This window comes from Pseudomonas crudilactis, from assembly GCF_013433315.1.
Lineage (GTDB): Bacteria > Pseudomonadota > Gammaproteobacteria > Pseudomonadales > Pseudomonadaceae > Aquipseudomonas > Aquipseudomonas crudilactis.
The window spans coordinates 418,665-437,786 of the sequence record NZ_WXVV01000001.1 but is presented as its reverse complement, the minus strand read 5'-3'; the positions used below and the strand labels follow the sequence as shown (position 1 = coordinate 437,786).

At 57.7% G+C, this 19,122-nt stretch carries 16 protein-coding genes and 3 tRNA genes; 9 read left to right on the top strand and 10 right to left on the bottom strand.

The annotated features are described in order from the left end of the window. Positions 1 to 6: 6 nt before the first annotated feature. The 8 genes from GTU76_RS01850 to GTU76_RS01815 form a co-directional block, all read right to left on the bottom strand. The gene (locus GTU76_RS01850; RefSeq protein ID WP_016984332.1) at positions 7 to 1,398 is read right to left on the bottom strand and encodes a GntP family permease; all 1,392 of its coding nucleotides are present in this window, start codon (positions 1,396 to 1,398) and stop codon (positions 7 to 9) included. Between the two features lie 294 nt (positions 1,399 to 1,692). After that, positions 1,693 to 3,099, bottom strand: a complete 1,407-nt coding sequence (locus GTU76_RS01845) for a sigma-54 interaction domain-containing protein (protein ID WP_016984331.1) — start codon at positions 3,097 to 3,099, stop codon at positions 1,693 to 1,695. Between the two features lie 123 nt (positions 3,100 to 3,222). Further along, positions 3,223 to 4,797, bottom strand: coding sequence for an ABC transporter ATP-binding protein (locus GTU76_RS01840; RefSeq protein ID WP_016984330.1), 1,575 nt, complete (start codon positions 4,795 to 4,797; stop codon positions 3,223 to 3,225). A 9-nt stretch (positions 4,798 to 4,806) separates the two neighbouring features. Further along, positions 4,807 to 5,829: an ABC transporter permease gene (locus tag GTU76_RS01835; RefSeq protein WP_016984329.1), complete on the bottom strand. Its 1,023-nt coding sequence runs from the start codon at positions 5,827 to 5,829 to the stop codon at positions 4,807 to 4,809. Then, a complete protein-coding gene (locus tag GTU76_RS01830; RefSeq protein WP_016984328.1) occupies positions 5,829 to 6,890 on the bottom strand; it encodes a microcin C ABC transporter permease YejB in 1,062 nt (353 codons plus the stop codon). Before GTU76_RS01830 ends, GTU76_RS01835 begins: the two co-directional genes overlap by 1 nt. Continuing rightward, positions 6,890 to 8,758 (bottom strand): extracellular solute-binding protein, encoded by a 1,869-nt coding sequence (locus GTU76_RS01825; RefSeq protein ID WP_180697931.1) that lies wholly within the window; start codon positions 8,756 to 8,758, stop codon positions 6,890 to 6,892. Before GTU76_RS01825 ends, GTU76_RS01830 begins: the two co-directional genes overlap by 1 nt. 133 nt (positions 8,759 to 8,891) lie before the next feature. After that, the gene (locus GTU76_RS01820; RefSeq protein ID WP_003445034.1) at positions 8,892 to 9,173 is read right to left on the bottom strand and encodes a peptidylprolyl isomerase; all 282 of its coding nucleotides are present in this window, start codon (positions 9,171 to 9,173) and stop codon (positions 8,892 to 8,894) included. 96 nt (positions 9,174 to 9,269) lie between these two features. Next, complete coding sequence (locus tag GTU76_RS01815) at positions 9,270 to 10,148, bottom strand: lipase family alpha/beta hydrolase (protein WP_016984193.1); 879 nt, start codon at positions 10,146 to 10,148, stop codon at positions 9,270 to 9,272. Between the two features lie 334 nt (positions 10,149 to 10,482). Between GTU76_RS01815 and GTU76_RS01810 the strand changes: the two genes are divergently transcribed. Then, positions 10,483 to 11,562 (top strand): hypothetical protein, encoded by a 1,080-nt coding sequence (locus tag GTU76_RS01810; RefSeq protein WP_026000536.1) that lies wholly within the window; start codon positions 10,483 to 10,485, stop codon positions 11,560 to 11,562. 51 nt (positions 11,563 to 11,613) lie between these two features. Here GTU76_RS01810 and GTU76_RS01805 read toward each other — a convergent pair whose 3' ends face one another. Next, entirely contained in the window at positions 11,614 to 12,684 is a 1,071-nt protein-coding gene (locus GTU76_RS01805; protein ID WP_180697930.1) for a 3-deoxy-7-phosphoheptulonate synthase, read from the bottom strand. A 614-nt stretch (positions 12,685 to 13,298) separates the two neighbouring features. Between GTU76_RS01805 and GTU76_RS01800 the strand changes: the two genes are divergently transcribed. From GTU76_RS01800 to GTU76_RS01765, 8 genes are all read left to right on the top strand, one after another. Next, positions 13,299 to 14,060 (top strand): nitrilase-related carbon-nitrogen hydrolase, encoded by a 762-nt coding sequence (locus tag GTU76_RS01800; RefSeq protein WP_180697929.1) that lies wholly within the window; start codon positions 13,299 to 13,301, stop codon positions 14,058 to 14,060. Further along, positions 14,057 to 14,500, top strand: coding sequence for a GNAT family N-acetyltransferase (locus GTU76_RS01795; RefSeq protein WP_180697928.1), 444 nt, complete (start codon positions 14,057 to 14,059; stop codon positions 14,498 to 14,500). The genes GTU76_RS01800 and GTU76_RS01795 overlap by 4 nt, the downstream gene beginning before the upstream one ends. A gap of 127 nt (positions 14,501 to 14,627) precedes the next feature. Next, positions 14,628 to 15,269 carry a response regulator transcription factor GacA gene (gacA, locus tag GTU76_RS01790; protein ID WP_016984198.1) on the top strand — a complete coding sequence of 214 codons (642 nt, stop codon included), beginning with the start codon at positions 14,628 to 14,630 and terminating at the stop codon, positions 15,267 to 15,269. Positions 15,270 to 15,271: 2 nt separating this feature from the next. Beyond that, positions 15,272 to 17,095, top strand: coding sequence for an excinuclease ABC subunit UvrC (gene uvrC, locus GTU76_RS01785; RefSeq protein ID WP_016984199.1), 1,824 nt, complete (start codon positions 15,272 to 15,274; stop codon positions 17,093 to 17,095). A gap of 32 nt (positions 17,096 to 17,127) precedes the next feature. After that, positions 17,128 to 17,688: a CDP-diacylglycerol--glycerol-3-phosphate 3-phosphatidyltransferase gene (gene pgsA, locus GTU76_RS01780; protein WP_016984200.1), complete on the top strand. Its 561-nt coding sequence runs from the start codon at positions 17,128 to 17,130 to the stop codon at positions 17,686 to 17,688. 60 nt (positions 17,689 to 17,748) lie between these two features. Then, positions 17,749 to 17,824 (top strand) — tRNA-Gly (locus GTU76_RS01775). Positions 17,825 to 17,869: 45 nt separating this feature from the next. Further along, a tRNA-Cys gene (locus tag GTU76_RS01770) sits at positions 17,870 to 17,943 on the top strand. A gap of 195 nt (positions 17,944 to 18,138) precedes the next feature. Continuing rightward, positions 18,139 to 18,225 (top strand) — tRNA-Leu (locus GTU76_RS01765). 391 nt (positions 18,226 to 18,616) lie between these two features. Here the strand turns inward: GTU76_RS01765 and GTU76_RS01760 are convergent. Further along, complete coding sequence (locus GTU76_RS01760) at positions 18,617 to 18,778, bottom strand: hypothetical protein (RefSeq protein ID WP_016984201.1); 162 nt, start codon at positions 18,776 to 18,778, stop codon at positions 18,617 to 18,619. Positions 18,779 to 19,122: the final 344 nt, after the last annotated feature.

Genomic DNA, 19,122 nt, shown 5'->3' with positions numbered 1-19,122 from the left:
AATACCTCACACAATGCCAGTGGCGTAGAAAGTGCCGATCACTACGAAAACCGCCAGGGTCTTGATCAGCGTAATACAGAAAATGTCTTTATAGGCTTCACGGTGGGTCAGGCCTGTCACCGCGAGCAAGGTGATGACCGCGCCGTTGTGCGGCAGGGTGTCCATGCCGCCGCTGGCCATCGCGGCGACGCGGTGCAGCACTTCCAGCGGAATGTTCGCCGCGTGGGCCGCACTGATGAACTGCTCGGACATCGCCGCCAGCGCAATGCTCATGCCGCCGGATGCGGACCCGGTGATGCCAGCGAGCAGGGTCACGGTGATGGCTTCGTTGACCAGCGGATTGGGGATTTGCTTGAGCCAGTCAGCCAGCACCAGAAAGCCTGGCAGTGAAGCGATCACTGCGCCGAAGCCGTACTCCGATGCAGTGTTCATCGCCGCCAGCAACGCGCCGCTCACCGCGCTTTTGCTGCCCTCCGCCAGTTTGCTGCGAATCGCCTGAAAGCCGAACGCCAGCACCATCAGAATGCCCACCAGCAGCGCGGCCTGGACCGCCCAGATCGCCGTCAGTTTGGCGATTTCAGTGGTCACCGGTGTGGCCATGCCCGGTAGCGCGAGGCTGTGAGTCTTGCCGTACCACTGCGGGATCCACTGGGTGAACAGCAGGTTCATGATGCCCACCGCCAGCAGTGGCGACAGGGCAATCCACGGGTTCGGCAGTTTCAGGTCCTCAGCGGTTTCCGGCTCGTTGCGCAACTCGGTGCCATAACCCTCACCCGCGCGCATCGCCTTGTTGCGCTGACGCTGCAAAAACAGCATGCCGGCGCAGAACACGAAGATCGTACCGATCACACCCAGCCACGGCGCCGCCCATGCGGTGGTGTTGAAGAAGGTGCTGGGAATGATGTTCTGGATTTGCGGCGTGCCGGGCAGGGCGTCCATGGTGAACGAAAACGCGCCAAGCGCGATGGTGGCCGGGATCAGACGCTTGGGAATATTGCTCTGGCGGAACATCTCCGCGGCGAACGGATAAACCGCAAAGACCACCACAAACAGCGAAACGCCGCCGTAAGTAAGCAGAGCGCAAACCAGCACGATTACCAGCATGGCCTGCCGGGTGCCAAGGAGGCGGATCGCTGCGGCGACAATCGAGCGCGAGAAACCCGACAGCTCGATCAACTTGCCGAACACGGCGCCGAGCAGGAACACGGGAAAGTAAAGTTTGATGAAACCGACCATTTTCTCCATGAACACCCCGGTGAAGGCGGGGGCGACGGCGGAGGGGTCGGTGAGCAGGACTGCGCCGAGGGCGGCAATCGGAGCGAAGAGGATGACGCTGTAGCCACGGTAGGCCGCCAGCATCAGCAGCGCCAGCGCTGCCAAGGCAATGATCACACTCATGGTGTGTCTCTCCAGAATTGTTATTTTTGTGGGTGGAACGGGTGTGGGAGAGGTGTTAGCGAGATCTGTGCCAGTTATCTAACACGTTGAAATATAAAGGTATTGTCGTGCAAGTAGGGCAGGCTTCAGAGTTTTTATCTCACTATAGAGACGGCATTAAGCCGAAAAGATCGCAGCCTTCGGCAGTTCCTACAGTGCGGACCCGATATTCCCCTGTAGGAGCTGCCGAAGGCTGCGATCTTTTGATCTTGACGAATTTTCTAATTAATGAGATTCGCGTCTCTTTATAGAGACTCAAGCAATCCCCAGCGCCACCATCTTCTTGTACAGCGTCGACCGACCAAGCCCCAGCCGAGCAGCTGCTTGCGGTACATTTCCCGCGCATTGCGCGAGGGCAGACTGAATCAACTGCCGATCAAACCGCTCGCGTGCCTGGGCGAATGTTTCCTCTGGCACCACCTCAGCCAGTGGGCCAGAACCACGCTCAACCGGCGTCAACGTACCAATCGCCGCACGAATATCCTGCTCGGTCAGCATCAAGTCATCACTGAGCAATGCCGCTCGCTCCAGCACATTGCGCAGTTCGCGAATGTTCCCCGGCCACGCGTGCTGTCCGAGCAATGCCAGCGCATCACCGTGCAGTTCATGCTGGCTGCGCAGTTCTTCAAGAATGGCTTCGCTGAGCGCTGGCAGGTCATCAAGACGTTCTCGCAGTGCCGGCACCTGAATCGGCAACACATTGAGGCGGTAGTACAAATCGGCGCGGAACTCACCGCGTTTGATCGCCGCTTGCAGATCGGTCGAAGTCGCGGCAATCACCCGAACGTCACTCTGAATCACGTCGTTGGAACCGACCGGCTCGAACTCCTTTTCCTGCAGCACACGCAGCAGTTTGCTCTGCAAGGGCAGCGGCATGTCACCGATCTCGTCGAGAAACAACGTCCCGCCCTGAGCGATTTGCAGCTTACCGGTACGACCCTTGCGGTCGGCACCGGTGAAGGCGCCCGGCGCAGTGCCGAAAAACTCCGCTTCCAGCAATGCCTCGGGAATCGCCGCGCTATTGATACTGACGAAGGCTTTGTGTGCCCGCGGCGACGCACTGTGGATGGCCTGGGCCAGCAACTCTTTGCCGGTGCCGGTCTCGCCGAGCAGCAACACCGGTGATTCGGCGCTGGCGCTGCGTCGGGCGCGGCGTTTGACCTCGAGGCTGGCGGCACTGGTGCCGATGAAGTGGGCGAAGTTGTATTTGGTCTGCCGTGCCCGCAGCAGAGAGCGGGTCGAGGCCAGCTCCTCTTGCATGCTCAAGTAGCGTTTGAGCATTGGCGACAAGGTGCGCAATTCGTCGAACAGGGCAAAGCCGATCGCACCGATCACCGTGCCGGCATCGTCGTGGATCGGCAGGCGCATCACCACCAACGGCTCTTTCGGTGTGTCTTGCATGTCCAGAAGAATGGGGCGGCCGGTGCGCACGACTTCGCGCAGCAAACTGCCGGGAATCACGCTCTCGCAGGGTTTGCCGATTGCGCCGGCAGCCGATTCGAGACCGAAACGTCGGGCATAACGTTCGTTCATCCAGACGATGTTGGCATCGCGATCGACAATCACCGTGCCTTCGCTCGACTGCTCGATGATCTCGAACAGCGAGCGGATCGCCAGGGTGCGAACCCGTTGGTAGTCCTTGAGGCTTTCGGTGGTGTTCATCTGGCAGATCCTGAGGTATTTCGCCTGTTGTGACGCCATCGCGAGCAGGCTCACTCCTGCACTTGAAACGCATTTCATTGCAGGAATGGAGCCTGTTAGTTGTTCGACTTGCCCGGATCATGCCTAACCCGGATGCGCCGCCGCCAACAGCTCTTTGGTATACGGATGCTGCGGCGCGTCAAACACATCATGACTGGCACCACGCTCTACCACTTTGCCGTCCTTGATCACGATCATATCGTGGGCCAGCGCGCGCACCACTGCCAGGTCATGGCTGATGAACAGGTAGGTCAGACCGTGTTTTTCCTGAAGCTGGCGGAGCAGGGCGACCACTTGTTTTTGCACCGTACGGTCAAGCGCCGAAGTCGGTTCGTCTAGCAGGATCAGCGCCGGTTTGAGTACTAATGCCCGGGCGATCGCGATGCGCTGGCGCTGGCCACCGGAAAACTCGTGCGGATAGCGATGGCGACTCTGCGGGTCGAGGCCGACTTCCTTGAGCACGCGGATCACTTGTTCATCGCATTCTTCGGCGGTCGACTCGCAATGCACTTCCAGGCCTTCGCTGATGATCTGCGCCACTGACATTCGCGGGCTGAGGCTGCCGAAGGGGTCCTGAAACACCACCTGCATCTGCCGCCGCCACGGTCGTAATTCTTTCTGATCGAGGCCATCGAGCGCTTCGCCCTGGAAGCGGATGCTGCCCTGGGAATCGAGCAAGCGCAGGATTGCCTGACCGAGCGTCGATTTGCCTGAACCGGATTCCCCCACGATGCCCAACGTCTTGCCGCGTTGAATGTTCAGGCTGATACCGTCCACCGCGCAAAAGTACTTTTTGCGCTGAAAAAGCCCGCCACCGACAACGAATTCGACCCGCAGATCTTCAACTTCCAGTACGTTCTCGCGCTCATCCCGAGGCAGCGCTTCACCTTCCGGTTCGGCGTTGAGCAACACACAGCTGTAAGGATGCTTCGGCTCGGTAAACAGGGTTTCGCAGGGTGCCTGCTCGACGATTTCCCCAGCCTTCATCACGCAGACACGCTGCGCAATGCTGCGCACCAGATTGAGGTCGTGGCTGATCAGCAGCAGCGACATGCCCAGGCGTTGTTGCAAGGACTTGAGCAGCAGGAGAATTTTGCGCTGCACCGTCACATCAAGCGCGGTGGTCGGTTCGTCGGCGATCAACAGTTCCGGTTCGCAGGCCAGGGCCATGGCGATCATCACCCGTTGCCGTTGCCCGCCGGAGAGTTGATGCGGATAGGCCTTGAGGCGTTCCTTGGGTTTCTGGATGCCCACCAGACCGAGCAGTTCGAGGATGCGCGCCTGCGCTGCTTTGCCACCGAGGCCGCGGTGCAACAGTAGCGTTTCTCCGATCTGTTTTTCGATGGTGTGCAGCGGATTGAGCGAGGTCATCGGCTCCTGAAAGATCATGGCGATGCGGTTGCCGCGCAGTTCGCGCAAGACCTTGGGATCGGCACCGATCAATTCCTGTCCGCGATAGCGAATGCTGCCAGTGGTTTGCGCTTCGCTTTCGGGCAGCAATTGCAGAATCGAATGGGCGGTCACCGATTTGCCTGAGCCCGACTCGCCAACCAGGGCCAGACACTCACCGGGGCGAATGTCCAGGCACAGGTCGCGGACCACGCTCTGGCCATGGAAGGCAACGTTGAGGTTACGGATTTCAATCAGGTTGTCAGTCATGGCCACGCTTCAGGATCGAGGGTCGAACGCGTCACGTAACGCTTCGCCGATGAACACCAATAAAGAAAGGATCAGCGCCAGGGTGAAAAATGCCGTCAACCCGAGCCACGGTGCTTGCAGATTCTGTTTGCCCTGACCGATCAGCTCACCCAGCGAGGCGCTGCCGGCGGGCATGCCGAAACCAAGGAAATCCAGCGCGGTAAGGGTGGAAATCGCCCCGGTCAGAATGAACGGCAAGTAGCTCAGTGTCGCGTTCATGGCATTGGGCAGAATGTGCCGGAAGATCACTTTGCGATCACTCAAGCCCAGCGCGCGGGCGGCTTTGACGTACTCCAGATTGCGCCCGCGCAAGAACTCGGCGCGCACCACATCCACCAGCGCTAACCATGAAAACAGCGCCATGATCCCCAGCAACCACCAGAAATTCGGCTCGACGAAACCAGAGAGGATGATCAGCAGGTACAACACCGGCAGCCCCGACCAGACTTCCAGCACGCGTTGCCCGAGCAGATCGACCCAGCCGCCGTAGTAGCCTTGCAATGCCCCGGCGGCGATGCCGATCAGCGCGCTGACAAAGGTCAGCATCAAGGCAAACAGAATCGACACCCGCGCGCCAAAAATCACCCGCGCCAGCACATCCCGCGACTGGTCGTCAGTGCCCAGCCAGTTGACTGACGTCGGCGGGCTCGGCGCCGGTTTGTTGAGGTCGTAGTTCGGCGTGTCGTCACTGAATGGAATCGGCGGGAACAGCAGCCAGCCACCGTCCTTGCGAATCAGATTCTGCACATAGTCGCTGCGATAATCGGCCTGGAACGGCAGTTGCCCGCCGAACTCCTGCTCGGTGTGGCGCTTGAGTACCGGGAAGTACCACTGGCCCTGATAGCTGACCACCAACGGTTTGTCATTGGCAATCAGCTCGCCGCCCAAGGTGAGCACAAACAGCCCGATAAACAGCCACAACGACCACCAGCCACGACGGTTTTTCTTGAAGCGCTCGAAACGGCGACGGCCCAAAGGCGAGAGCTTGAACATCAGGCGTTCCTCGCGGCGAAGTCGATGCGCGGATCGACGAGGGTGTAACACAAGTCGCCGATCAGTTTTATCAGCAGGCCAAACAGGGTGAAGATGAACAGAGAGCCAAACACCACCGGGTAATCCCGGGAGACGGCCGCTTCATAACTCATGCGACCGAGGCCGTCGAGGGAGAAGATCACTTCGATCAGCAAGGAGCCGGCAAAGAACACGCTGATGAACGCTTGGGGAATGCCCGATACCACCAACAACATGGCGTTGCGGAACACATGGCCGTATAGCACGCGGCGTTCGCTCAGGCCTTTGGCGCGCGCGGTGACCACGTACTGGCGAGTGATTTCATTGAGAAACGAGTTTTTGGTCAGGATGGTCAGCGTGGCGAACCCACCGATCACCAGCGCCGTTACCGGCAGAACCAGATGCCAGAAATAATCGGCGATCTTGCCCAGTGTCGACAGCGATTCGAAGTTGTCCGACACCAGCCCGCGCACCGGAAACCAGTTCAATGACGTTCCACCGGCGAATACCACGATCAGGAACATCGCAAACAGAAACGCCGGCATCGCGTAGCCGATGATGATCGCGGTGCTGCTCCAGATATCGAAATGACTGCCATGGTGCACAGCCTTGCGGATCCCCAGCGGGATCGACACCAGATAGGTGATCAACGTAGCCCATAGCCCGAGGGAAATGGTTACCGGCATTTTTTCCAGGATCAGGTCGGTGACCGTTGCGCCACGGAAAAAGCTTTTGCCGAAATCCAGTTGTGCGTAGTTCTTCAGCATCAGCCACAGGCGTTCATGGGCCGGTTTGTCGAAGCCGTACTGTTTTTCGATGTCCTTGATCAGTTGCGGATCGAGACCTCGACTGGCGCGGGAGGTGCCGCTCATGGTTTCGCTGGCACCGCCACCGACACTGGCGCCGCCGATCCCTTGCAGATGGGCGATGGCCTGTTCTACCGGGCCACCAGGCGCGGCCTGGATGATCACGAAATTGACCAGCAGAATGATCACCAGCGTCGGAATGATCAGCAGCAGGCGCCGCAGTATGTAACCCCACATCAGTGCGGCCCTCCGGGTCTGCCACGAGCGATTTTTTCAGCCGTCATCTGCTGATTGGTCAGCGGTGTGCTGCTGATTTCCCACCAGCTCTCGATGGCCTCGTCATTACTTGCCTGCACCGACGGAATCCCGAATCGGTTCCACCAGACCGTCGAGGTGCCGGGCGGGTAGTAATTGGGAATCCAGTAGTAATTCCATTGCAGGACCCGATCGAGCGCGTGCGCGTAGTGCAGCATGTCGGATTGGGTCGAAGCGCGGATCAGGCCGTTGATCAAGGTATCGACCGCCGGGTTTTTCAACACCATATAATTGTTGGCCCCCGGGTCGTTGGCTGAGGCGGAACCAAAATAGTTGAGCAACTCGCCACCGGGAGCCGTGGTGACGGGGTAACCGGTGACGATCATGTCGTAGTCGCGACTCATCAGTCGATTGACATATTGCGAGGAGTCGATGCGCCGGATATTGAGCTCGATGCCGATCTGTTTCAGTGTGCGCTTGTATGGCAGCAACAGACGATCCATGCCGTTCTGGCTGACCAGGAAAGTAAAACTCAGCGGCTCATCTTCGGCATTTACCAGTCGATCGCCATCGGGTTTCCAGCCGGCCTGCTCGAGCAGTTCAAGGGCTTGCAACTGTTTGTCACGGATCAGGCCGCTACCATCGGTTTTCGGTGCCTCGAAGACTTGTGTGAAGACTTCATCGGGCACCTGCCCACGCAATGGCTCAAGGATTTTCAGCTCTTGGGCATCGGGCAATTGCCGAGCCGCGAGATCGGTGTTGGAAAAGTAGCTTTGCTGGCGGATGTACAGATTGCGCATCATCTGCCGGTTGCTCCATTCGAAGTCCCACAACATCGCCAGAGCCTGGCGTACGCGACGATCCTTGAATACCGGCTTTTGCAGGTTGAACACAAAGCCCTGGGCCGATTGCGGCGCTTCAGTGGCCAGGTGGGCCTTTTGCAAGCGCCCGTCACTCAACGCCGGGCTGTCATAGCCGATCGAATAACCGGTGGCGGAGAACTCACGGTTATAGTCGTAGGCGCCACCGCGCAGCACCTGGCGCGCGACGTCGGTATCGCCGAAATACTCAATACTGAAGTGATCGAAATTGTAGAGGCCGCGACTGACCGGCAGGTCCTTGCCCCACCAATCCGGATTGCGCTCGAAGGTGATGCTGCGCCCCGAATCGACTTTGCCGACGCGATAGGGGCCGCTGCCCAATGGCGGCTCGTAACCTCCACCGCCGGCGAAATCGCGGCTCTTCCACCAGTGCTCGGGAAGCACCGGCAGGGTCGCGATATCCAGGGCAAGGGTGCGGTTTTCGTTGCTTTTGAAGTCAAATCGTACTGTCAGCGGTGCTTCGACCGCGACGCCTTTGACGTCGGCGAACTGCGTGCGATAGCGCAGGCTGCCTTGGGTCATCAGCAGGTCATAGGTGTAGCGCACGTCTTGTGCAGTGATAGGTTTGCCGTCGGCGAAACGGGCTTTGGGATTGATGAAGAAACGCAACGACAGACCGTCGTCCGAGCGCTCCATCTTTTGCGCAACCAGGCCGTAGACGGTGTAAGGCTCGTCCATTGAGCGCTGGGCCAGTGGCGAGTACAGCATGCCGTCAATCTGGGTGACGCCGATGCCTTTGTCGATATAAGGAAGGACGTGGTCGAAGTGACCGATTTCAATCGCCGAGCGGCGCATCGTCCCACCCTTGGGAGCCTGCAGGTTGGTGTAGTCGAAATGACTGAAACCGGCAGGGTATTTGGCGGGTTCGCCATAAACGGTCAACGCATGTTGCGGGGCCGCGTTCACACCAGCGGCGCCCGACAGGAGGGCTAGGGCGGTGAGCATCAATGTGGGGAAAACCAGTCGCATTGTCAGCCTAGGAACCGGGAAATCGATAAGCGCAAGTTGTACGCGAGAGGCACGCCAGTCGCCAGCCGTATATGTAACTGAAACACAACGGCCCACCAGAAGGCGGGCCGTTGGCTGGCAATCAGGTGACGGATCAGTCCTGACGGCTGGTAACTTCCAGCAGGTGATAACCGAACTGGGTTTTGACCGGGCCTTGCACGACGTTGATTGGCGCGCTGAAAACCACGGTGTCAAATTCCTTGACCATCTGGCCAGGACCGAACGAACCCAGATCACCGCCCTGACGGCTGGACGGGCAGGTGGAGTTGGCCTTGGCGACTTCGGCGAAATCGGCGCCGCCTTCGATCTGGGCCTTCAGTTCGTTGCACTTGTCTTCGCTGGCAACAAGGATGTGGCGGGCAGTGGCTTTTGCCATGGGGAAACTCTCCAGTCTATTTCAGTAAAGTGTGGAGCCTACCGGATTCAGTGGGCGAATTCTCGGCAAAGTTCCGTTCGCAGGGTTGTGGGCTGATCAGAGATTCGCAGTTCGCAGGCGCGCGGCGTGTTCAACGTAAAGATCAATCGGATCGAGTTCGCGGTTGGCCACGCCAGCACTGCGGCGCAGACTGCTCAGGTGATCCAGCGGATAGTCGGAACGGATCACTTGCCCCAGATGAGAGCTGAAACGCCCGACGAAACCGTCATTCTGTTCTCCTTCAGTCATGAAATATTGTGACAGCGCCTGGCAAACGCCTCGTACCGGGTCGCAAATCGGCAGCTCGTTTGTCTCGTTTGTCGGCAGCACCCCGCTCCACGAGTAATAGTGCACGCCATTGACCTTTGCTGCGCCATGCCCGCCCCAGGTGCCGGGCAGCCCTTGGGGGAACTTGTCGTTGAAAGTGCCCACGCCCTCGGTTGTCAGTCCATTGAGCGCTGCCAGTGCATTTTGCGGCAGCGTTACGCTACCGCTGAGCAGTGACAGAAAATCGGCAAACAGTGTTGCCACGTTTTGCGCGACGATTTCCGGTAGTCGGCCTGGCACCAGCGCCTTGCGCAGGAAGTCCGCCAGTTCCGAACCGTGGTTCGGGCCGCTGACTGAAGTCACCGAGGCGACGGCGTCTGGCGCAAGCGCTGCAGCGTATCGTGCAGCCAAAGCCCCCTGGCTGTGCCCGATGAGATTGACCTTTCTGGCACGCGTGCCACGCAGGACACTATCGATCTGCTTCAACAGTTGCTCACCCCTGACTTCATTGTCGTGGGTTGCGCTGAGGTGGGGAACGAACACTCGGTTGCCAGCCGCTTTCAGGGCGCTCTTAACGTCATGGAACAGCTCGAAATGGGCGATGCGTTCAAATCCGAACAGGCCGTGTACCAGAAGGATGGGATAACGAGTTGTAGCATTCCGTTGCATGTTCTTACCTTTTTCTCAGAAGTTCATCGGGAAATCTGTGGGCCACTCTAAAACACACAACTCGTTTAAGAAGTAAGAAGAGGCTTCACTTGCCCGTTGAATCTGGACTATGGGCTGTATGATTTTTCGGATACTTGGGAAGTCCAAATCGGAAGATCTGGCGGTCTCGCGCCTGGCCGAAGTCGATTTAGCGTCGGTTGCCTACTGGGCTCGTAGCTTTTACCTCGTGTCTGCGGCGTATCGGGCTGATATCCAGAGCACGAACAATCGCGTTGAATGTTGGCTGTCGACGTCGTCAATGAAGGCAGCGTTAGTCCAAGGCATGGAGCCAACAATGAACACGCATGAAATCGAGTTTTGCTACCGGATGCGCCACCCCGCCAGCCCTCTCGCCGCCAAAGTGTTGCTGCCGGCAGCGACACTCGAAGCGCGGGAAGGGCGCGTACTTGATCCTTCGCTGGGCAAGGTCGTCGTCCGTATTGCCCCTTATCCGAACATGGCGTCTGGCGATCAGTTGCTTTTGCGCTGGGAAGGGCTTGATATAGAGGGCTTCGCCTATCACCACGAAATGACGCGGCATGTCAGTGAGGCCCAGGTTGGCAAAGACATCATTTTCGTGATCAAGGGGCTGCATATTGCTGCACTGGATGGCGGTTCACTGGAGGTTTACTGGACACTTTTCAGCGCCGGCCTGACCGAGCCCGCATCGTCTGCGCGCGTGCAATTGTCTGTCGGTGATACACGGCCGCAACTGCTGGCTCCTCATATTGTGGACGCAGTCGCCGGGACACTGGATCCGGCACGCGTCACGGAAGGTGCTCTCGTCACTCTCCAGCCTTATGCCCAAATGACGGCAGGTGACCACATTGCGTTGATGTGGTCTGGAGACACCTCGCCACTATCATTCAGTGATCGGTTGAAGGTCGAAGCCTTCGCTGTTGCCGACACCTTGTCATTCTGGATCCCGCGTGAGTACATAGCAGCACATCTTGGAGGCGAGGTGACGGTACGCTATCGAGTCGAGCGAGAGGGTGGGGCGGTGCTCGAATCCGATCCTGCGAGAGTTCTCATCAGCGCCTTGCTGCATGGTCAACTGGACGCGCCCGATGTGCTTGAAGCTGAGGATGGCGTGTTATTGGTGCAGGATTGCATTGATGGCGTCACCGTTGTGATCGGCAATGCCCGGACGCAAGAAGGCGAGTTGGTCTATCTCAAGTGTGATGGCGATTTATTCAATCACCGCGATGACCGCGAAATTACGCGGGAAACCGCCGGCAAGCCGCTTATCTTTATCGTGCCACACCGCTTCTGGCGCGAGCATCACGGTTCGATCGTGCGTGTTGCCTATACGGTTGAGCGTTTGGATGATGTCAGTCAGGACTCTGCGGTGACGCAGGTCCGGCTGGAGGCGTAGCTGTAGCGGACCACCCTCCGGTTCTTTGACCGGAGGGTGGTGCCGTCAATTTCAGTGGTGTGCGTCAATACGCTGAGCTGCATCAAGCAGCAATTGTTGCGTTGCGTCAAAGCCGAGACAGCCATCGGTGATCGATACACCGTACCGCAGCGAGGCACTCAGCGGCTGACAGCCTTCGAACAGATGAGACTCCAGCATCATGCCGATCACAGAGCTATCGCCCTGCAAGCGTTGCTCAAGGACTTCATTGAAAATGCCTGGCTGGCGTAATGGGTCCTTGCCGCTGTTGGCGTGACTGCAATCCACCATGATCCGGTTCGGGACCTTCAGTCGGTTCAGGTCAGCGTGGATTCTGGCAATGCTCTCGCGATCATGATTGGGGCCGTGATGACCTCCGCGCAGGACCAAATGAGTATCAGGGTTGCCTGCTGTCTGAATGATCGCCGGGTGACCCTGGCTGTCTACTCCGAAATGCCGATGAGGATGGGCTGCCGAGCGCATGGCATCGACAGCTACGGCTGCGCCGCCGTCAGTGCCGTTTTTGAAGCCTACAGGCATGCTCAAACCACTGGCCATTTCGCGATGAATTTGAGATTCGGTGGTGCGTGCGCCAATGGCAACCCAACTGAGCAGATCGTCAAGGTAGCCGGCCGCCAGGGGTTGCAGCAGCTCGGTCGCCACGGGCAGACCGAGGCGGATCATTTCCAGCATCAGTTCACGGGACAGTGCCAGGCCAGCGGCCATGTCATCACTGCCATCCAGATGCGGATCGTAGGCCAGGCCTTTCCAGCCAACGGTAGTGCGCGGCTTCTCGACGTAGGCTCGCATCACCAGGAGCATTTTGTCGCTGACCTGTTCGGCCAGTCGTGACAGTTTTCCGGCATATTCGAGTGCAGACTGGGGATCGTGGATAGAGCAGGGGCCGACGATTATCAGCAGACGTTGATCATCACCGTTGAGGATTGCGCGAACCGCCTCGCGATGGGCGGCGACTTGTTGACTCAAGGCATTGCTCAAGGGCAATTGCTGTTTGAGTTGCAACGAACTGGGCAGACGCACGGTCAGCGCTTCGTTGGCGCAATCGAGGGTGGACAATGGCAGAGCAGAAACGGACGAGTTCATATTCGGTCTTCCTGGGCTGGCGGCGGGTTCTTCCCGCGCGCTCGGCCCTACTGGGGTGTTCGACAATTGGCCGTATTGGCAATGTGGGCGTGTTTGCCACCTGTAGGTGACCGATCGGAGGCGGCAGGCTGTCCCGAGCGGAGGCTGGTAAATCGCCAGGCGCTAAAGCTGTCGTAACGGTAATAAGTGGCGTAGTTCATTTCGTGAGTCCTCAAAGTGTCTGGTGTATTACTGAAAATTCGGGCTTGAAAAAACAAAACCCCCGGTCGGGAGGCCGACCGGGGGTTGAGAAATCTCTGGTAGGCGACCCGTTATTATGGGCGCCGTTTGGGTATCAGGCGCGCCAGTGGCTAAACCAATACCCAAAATAAAAGCTGACCGGAGCGCAAACGTCATTCACCCGGACAGCCGCAACCGAGCGCAGGGCGCTGGCGGTACGAAGCTGTGAAAGGGTGCTGAACATGATCTGTCTCCGATGAATGGGCCGAGCTTACTAGAGGCCGATGTGGCTCAGCAATCAGAAATTGCTATCGCGTTATCAACAAGATGCCTATTGCCTGATTTGGGCAAGAGTGGCGACACTCAGCGTATTGTTTGATTGCCAAGGATGAAACGTGTCGACACTGACCATTGCCGCTGCCCAAAGCCTCTCCCTTGCTGGCGACCTCCCCGGGAACATTGCCCGACATTGCCGCTTCATTGAGGCAGCAGCGGAGCAGGGTGTTGAGCTACTGGTTTTTCCCGAGTTGTCGCTGACTGGCTATGAGGGAGAAACCGCCGCAGCTTTGGCGATCGAACCGCAAGATGCCGTGTTGCAACCTCTTAGGGATTTGGCCCGAAAGCTTGGGGTAACTGCCGTTGTCGGTATGCCCATCCGGTTGGAGGGCAGTGTTTCAGCGCTGATCGGCGCTCTGGTTCTGGGCGCGGATGGTTCTCTCGGCGTGTACAGCAAGCAGCATTTGCACACGGGCGAGGAACTTGTTTTTGCACCCGGTTTCGGTGGCCCGACGCGGAATATTGACGGGGACGTTGTCGCGTTGGCGGTGTGCGCCGATTTCACGCATGCCAGCCATGCCGCGGCGGCCGCCGATCAGGGCGCTGACCTGTACGCAGCCGGTGTATTGATCAGCGAGAAAGGTTACGCAGTCGATACGGCAATACTTCAGGGCTACGCCCGGCAACACTCGATGGCTGTGCTAATGGCCAATCACGGTGGGCTGACCGGCGGTTGGCAATCCGCCGGGCGCAGTTGCATCTGGTCTGAAGACGGTTCGCTAATTGTTGCAGCTCCGGGGACGGGCGATCTTCTGGTCGTCGCTCAGCGTAATGAAGGTGTATGGCAGGGACGGGTTGTTCCTGTTACACAAGCCCGATGACATTCCGCTTACGTCTTGCCGCTCCAGAGGACCTGGGATTTGCCCGCGATCTCACCTGTCAGAACATGCTGCGTTACTACATTCACCATGACCTGTTATGGCAGGATGAAGCGTTTGACGTAGCGTGGCCAGGGCGACAGAACTGGCTGATAGTGCGGGGTGAGCTGGCGCTGGGGTTTCTCAGTCTCAGCCGGGATCTGCGTGCACTCTACATTCGGGAATTGCAGATTGCTGAAGCGTTTCAGGGGCAGGGCGCTGGTTCCTGGGCGATTGATCAGGTTATCGACATAGCCGTTAAAGAAAGGCGCCGAGCTCTGCGCCTTACCGTGTTCGAAAATAATCCGGCAAGAAACTTGTACGAAAGAAAAGGACTACGTGTACAGGGCGAGGACGAGTGTTTTCTGCGAATGCAGCTGGATATCAGTACACCTGTGCTCTGAAACCCACGGCCGGCAAGCCCTCAATGATTAATTGAAACTTTTTAAATGCGGCTTTCCGCTAGGTCTGTCGGGCACTTTTTGCTAAGGTGTCCGGCATCCCAATAAGACCATATCGCGAGGTGTCTGCTTGATTAGGGTGCTAGTGGTCGATGACCATGATCTCGTTCGTACAGGCATTACACGGATGCTGGCCGATATTGATGGCTTGCAGGTGGTGGGCCAGGCCGAATCCGGGGAAGAATCCCTGATCAAGGCCCGAGAGTTGAAACCCGATGTGGTGCTGATGGACGTCAAGATGCCCGGCATCGGCGGCCTGGAGGCCACGCGAAAACTGCTGCGCAGCCATCCGGACATCAAAGTGGTCGCTGTTACGGTGTGCGAAGAGGATCCTTTTCCTACGCGGTTGCTGCAGGCTGGCGCTGCGGGTTATCTGACCAAGGGCGCCGGCTTGCCGGAGATGGTGCAAGCCATTCGGCTGGTTTTTGCCGGGCAGCGCTATATCAGTCCGCAGATTGCCCAGCAACTGGCGATCAAGTCGTTTCAACCGTCCAACGATTCGCCTTTCGACGCCTTGTCCGAGCGAGAAATCCAGATCGCGTTGATGATTGTCGGTTGTCAGAAGGTCCAGATCATTTCCGACAAGTTGTGTCTGTCGCCGAAAACCGTCAACACCTATCGCTACCGTATTTTCGAGAAGCTTTCGATCAGCAGCGATGTCGAGTTGACGCTTCTGGCGGTTCGTCACGGCATGGTTGATGCCAGCCTCTGACCATGACTGAAACATTCGATTCCGGCGCTTTCCTGTCAACTGTCAGCGGGCGCCCCGGCGTCTATCGCATGTTCGATAGCGATGCGCGTCTGCTGTACGTCGGCAAGGCCAAGAACCTCAAGAAACGCCTGGCGAGCTACTTTCGCAAGACGGGTCTTGCGCCGAAAACGGCTGCTTTGGTCGGGCGCATCGCTCAGGTCGAAACGACCATCACCGCCAACGAAACCGAAGCGTTGCTGCTTGAACAGACTCTGATCAAGGAATGGCGGCCGCCGTACAACATCCTGTTGCGCGACGACAAATCCTACCCTTATGTCTTTCTGTCCGACGGTCAGTTTCCACGCCTGAGCATTCATCGCGGGGCAAAAAAGGCCAAGGGCAAATACTTCGGGCCCTATCCGAGCGCCGGCGCCATCCGCGAAAGCCTGAGCCTGTTGCAAAAGACCTTTTTCGTTCGCCAGTGTGAAGACAGTTACTACAAGAACCGCACCCGTCCTTGTTTGCAGTATCAGATCAAGCGATGCAAAGCGCCTTGTGTCGGGCTGGTCGAGCCGGATGTGTACGCCGAAGACGTGCGTCACTCGGTGATGTTCCTTGAAGGTCGCAGCCATGCGCTGACTAACGAGCTGTCTACGGCGATGGAAGAGGCCGCCATCAACCTTGAGTTCGAGCGTGCCGCCGAGTTGCGTGACCAGATCGCATTGCTGCGCCGGGTGCAGGATCAACAGAGCATGGAAGGTGGCACCGGTGACATCGATGTCATCGCCGCATTCGTCAACCCGGGCGGTGCCTGCGTACATCTGATCAGCGTTCGTGGCGGGCGCGTGTTGGGCAGCAAGAATTTCTTCCCGCAAGTCGGGATCGAAGAAGACGTCTCTGAAGTGATGGCGGCGTTTCTCGGGCAGTACTTCATCAGTAGTCCGGAACGCGACTTGCCTAGCGAACTTATCGTCAACGTCGTGCACGAGGATTTTCCGACATTGATCGAGGCGATTCATGAACTGCGTGGCCGTGAACTGGCCATCAGTCATCGGGTGCGCGGCACCCGCGCGCGTTGGCAGCAGTTGGCCGTTACTAATGCGGAACAGGCATTGAGCGCTCGCTTGGCCAATCGTCAGCACACCGCCGCGCGTTTTGAGGCCTTGGCTGAAGTATTGAAGCTGGATGAGCCACCACAACGTCTGGAGTGCTACGACATCAGTCACTCCAGTGGTGAGGCGACAGTCGCTTCGTGCGTGGTCTTTGGCCCGGAAGGTGCGATCAAATCGGATTATCGACGCTACAACATCGAGGGTGTTACGGCGGGTGACGACTATGCTGCCATGCACCAGGCCCTGACGCGACGCTTCAGCAAACTCAAGGAAGGCGAGGGCAAATTGCCGGACATTCTGTTGGTCGACGGCGGCAAGGGTCAGCTCTCGATGGCTCGTGATGTGCTCAACGAGTTGGCGGTACCGGATCTGATCTTGTTGGGTGTCGCCAAAGGCGCTACACGCAAGGCTGGCTTCGAAACGTTGTATCTGAATGATGCAGCGCACGAGTTTACGTTGCGCGGTGACTCGCCGGCATTGCACCTTATTCAGCAGATCCGCGATGAGGCTCACCGTTTTGCAATTACCGGACACCGCGCACGTCGCGGCAAGACCCGTCGTACGTCAACCCTGGAAGGCGTTGCGGGGGTCGGGCCGACCCGACGTCGCGACTTGTTGAAACATTTTGGTGGATTGCAGGAGCTGACTCGTGCAAGCATCGAAGAGATCGCCAAAGCCCCGGGGATCAGTAAAAAGCTCGCAGAGTCGATTTATGCAAACCTGCATAGCGAGTAGAATGCCCCTTCACCTCGTAGCCAGTTGTGCCGATGAATATCCCTAATCTGATTACCGTTCTACGTGTTCTGCTCATTCCGATCTTCATTTTGCTGTTCTATCTGCCTTATCAGTGGAGTTACATGGCCTCCGCCTCGGTGTTTGCCTTTGCGGCAGCGACTGATTGGCTGGACGGCTACCTGGCGCGCCGCCTCGAACAAAGCACTCCGTTCGGTGCGTTTCTCGATCCGGTGGCCGACAAACTCATGGTCGCCGTGGCATTGGTGCTGCTGGTGCAGGAGCACGGCAATCTGTGGCTGACTTTGCCTGCGGCCGTCATCATTGGTCGCGAGATCGTCGTTTCGGCACTGCGTGAATGGATGGCCGAACTTGGCGCCCGTGCTCACGTCGCAGTCTCGAACCTGGGCAAATGGAAAACCGCTGCGCAGATGCTGGCACTGGTAATCCTGTTGGCCAATCCAAAGGACTTCAGCTTCTGGGTGGTATTGGGTTACGCATTGTTGATGGTGTCCGCAGGCCTGACTTTATGGTCGATGGTTCAATACCTCCGCGCGGCCTGGCCACATCTGAAAACCGATGTTGAAAAGAAATAAAACTTTTTTGAATCAAAGGGTTGACGGGGCTTCTGAAATCTATAGAATGCGCCACACCAAGCGGGAATAGCTCAGTTGGTAGAGCACGACCTTGCCAAGGTCGGGGTCGCGAGTTCGAGTCTCGTTTCCCGCTCCAGTTTGTACGTGTTTGTTGTTGTGCTACTGACAGCAAATGCTTTGAGGCCGAGTAGCAAAATGGTTATGCAGTGGATTGCAAATCCACCTACGCCGGTTCGATTCCGACCTCGGCCTCCACTATAAACAAGCTCCGTAGATCCATGATTTACGGAGCTTTTTTATTTCCAGTGCACTGCAAGATTTAGTTTTGAAAAGCGGCCACTGCGAACTTGCGTCACCGGGAAGTGATGTATATATTTCCCGCTCTGCTGCCAAAGCCCGATCCTGTCAGGATTGCGAATCGGCGGTTGAAGAGAGCAAAACCGCGCTACCGCCCGAATGGCGAAACTGGTAGACGCATGGGACTTAAAATCCCCCGCTCGTAAGGGCGTGCCGGTTCGATTCCGGCTTCGGGCACCATATACGCACTCAGGTCTTCTCCAGACCTATCAGAAAGCTCCGCTGGCATAGACCTGACGGGGCTTTTTCTTTATCCGCGCCTACACACCTTCTTTTTTGTACATCATTCAGTCTTTCCCCGGTTCGATATGACTGTGAGGGCGGCTACAAGATTTTGATAAATCAACGCCAGGGCGAGTTTGTCCGGCTTGAATGATGTATCTGACATTTGCCCCCCCAATATCCTCCACCTTCAAACAACCCCTTGCGGGATCATTGCACACAGGCCAATAAGCCATCTGGCCACGCGGATGAAGAGTAACGAAGAAACCCGGCCTGGCGCCGGGTTTTTTGTTTGCGCTGATCAGGAAGCAAAAAAGCCCGAGCGTCGCCGGGCTTGTCAGGCGAAACGTCAGCGCGAATCTGCCTCGCGCGCGATCTCGGCGGCAGATCTTTCCCTTCGTCTGCGAAGCCAACTGTAAAACGCATGAACCGGGTGCAGAAAGGCCACAAGCACGGCCAGCAACATGATGATGAAGATGATAATCAGTGGAATGCTTTCGTGCGAGAACATGGTGGGTACTCCTGTAGTCACTATGTCGGAACCCGCAGGGTAGACGCGTTGCTCGCTGTTTTCGATGAACGTATGTTCATCCCCGGGTGCTTGATCTGTGCTACGACAGGGCTCGCGGCAATCTTTGATTTGCGCAGGGAGCACGCACCACAATCCGTTGAACTGCCCCCTCTGCTAACACCTATGGTTGATTGCCGCATATCGGTTTTCCTGCAAAGATTTTCTGTCGATTTTTTCTTCGCGTTTCTCTCAGCTACGGTTAGCAATGGCGCCAGCTGGCAGCCAGGTAACGGTGTCCGATGATCAAGCATTTACCAATGGCTGCGATGGCGATGAATGAAGGT

What these genes read in the sequence shown, in the direction of transcription:
- GTU76_RS01850 (WP_016984332.1), bottom strand. Translation starts at nt 1,398, where the DNA reads ATGAGTGTGATCATTGCCTTGGCAGCGCTGGCGCTGCTGATGCTGGCG.
- GTU76_RS01845 (WP_016984331.1), bottom strand. Translation starts at nt 3,099, where the DNA reads ATGAACACCACCGAAAGCCTCAAGGACTACCAACGGGTTCGCACCCTG.
- GTU76_RS01840 (WP_016984330.1), bottom strand. Translation starts at nt 4,797, where the DNA reads ATGACTGACAACCTGATTGAAATCCGTAACCTCAACGTTGCCTTCCAT.
- GTU76_RS01835 (WP_016984329.1), bottom strand. Translation starts at nt 5,829, where the DNA reads ATGTTCAAGCTCTCGCCTTTGGGCCGTCGCCGTTTCGAGCGCTTCAAG.
- GTU76_RS01830 (WP_016984328.1), bottom strand. Translation starts at nt 6,890, where the DNA reads ATGTGGGGTTACATACTGCGGCGCCTGCTGCTGATCATTCCGACGCTG.
- GTU76_RS01825 (WP_180697931.1), bottom strand. Translation starts at nt 8,758, where the DNA reads ATGCGACTGGTTTTCCCCACATTGATGCTCACCGCCCTAGCCCTCCTG.
- GTU76_RS01820 (WP_003445034.1), bottom strand. Translation starts at nt 9,173, where the DNA reads ATGGCAAAAGCCACTGCCCGCCACATCCTTGTTGCCAGCGAAGACAAG.
- GTU76_RS01815 (WP_016984193.1), bottom strand. Translation starts at nt 10,148, where the DNA reads ATGCAACGGAATGCTACAACTCGTTATCCCATCCTTCTGGTACACGGC.
- GTU76_RS01810 (WP_026000536.1), top strand. Translation starts at nt 10,483, where the DNA reads ATGAACACGCATGAAATCGAGTTTTGCTACCGGATGCGCCACCCCGCC.
- GTU76_RS01805 (WP_180697930.1), bottom strand. Translation starts at nt 12,684, where the DNA reads ATGAACTCGTCCGTTTCTGCTCTGCCATTGTCCACCCTCGATTGCGCC.
- GTU76_RS01795 (WP_180697928.1), top strand. Translation starts at nt 14,057, where the DNA reads ATGACATTCCGCTTACGTCTTGCCGCTCCAGAGGACCTGGGATTTGCC.
- uvrC (WP_016984199.1), top strand. Translation starts at nt 15,272, where the DNA reads ATGACTGAAACATTCGATTCCGGCGCTTTCCTGTCAACTGTCAGCGGG.
- pgsA (WP_016984200.1), top strand. Translation starts at nt 17,128, where the DNA reads ATGAATATCCCTAATCTGATTACCGTTCTACGTGTTCTGCTCATTCCG.
- GTU76_RS01760 (WP_016984201.1), bottom strand. Translation starts at nt 18,778, where the DNA reads ATGTTCTCGCACGAAAGCATTCCACTGATTATCATCTTCATCATCATG.